The 655-nt window shown below is 52.4% G+C and carries 1 pseudogene; it reads left to right on the top strand.

Annotated elements, in window-relative coordinates:
- Positions 1-86: 86 nt before the first annotated feature.
- A pseudogene (locus DW49_RS1000000129130) lies at positions 87-606 on the top strand (transposase); the annotation flags it as partial.
- Positions 607-655: the final 49 nt, after the last annotated feature.

The raw sequence follows: 655 nt of genomic DNA, 5'->3' as shown, positions 1-655 counted from the left end.
ATGTCCAAGCATCATGAGAGTCCATCCCTAACTCAATAGCCGGGTGTTGCACTCAGCCTCTGAAACCGCCCGGTATAATCCAGGGCATGATTTCCATGCCCGAAAACCTTCCCGATGACCTGACTGCACTCAAGCAATTACTTGCTCAGATGAAGTCCAAGATCGTTCATCTAGAAGAAGAAAATGCGCTGCTGCGTCAGCGCCTCTTCGGGCGTAAATCCGAGCAGACAATCGATCTAGCAACACCGCAGTTGGCTCTTTTCAACGAAGCCGAAAGTCTTGCTGAACCCGCTGCCGAAGAAGTAGATGAAGAGGTGGTCGGGCCGACCAAGCGTCGTGGAAAGCGCAAGCCAATGCCCTACCGACTTGCCCCGCTCCGAAATCATCCACGAACTGCCTGAGCACGAACTGACCTGTGTTTGCGGTTGCCGCAAACACTCCATCGGCGAAGAAATCAGCGAACAGCTGGAAATCGTGCCGATGCAGATCCGCGTGATCAAACACATCCGCAAAGTCTACGCCTGCCGCGACTGCGAAACGGCCCCGGTTACCGCTGACAAACCCGTGCAATTGATCGAAAAAAGCATGGCGAGCCCTAGTGTACTGTTTTCGAAATAAGTTACCCATAACCTGCAAGCTAAGCTATTGATAAGAT

The organism is Pseudomonas avellanae BPIC 631 (assembly GCF_000444135.1).
Taxonomy (GTDB): Bacteria; Pseudomonadota; Gammaproteobacteria; order Pseudomonadales; family Pseudomonadaceae; genus Aquipseudomonas; species Aquipseudomonas avellanae.
This window is presented reverse-complemented; position numbering and strand designations above follow the sequence as displayed.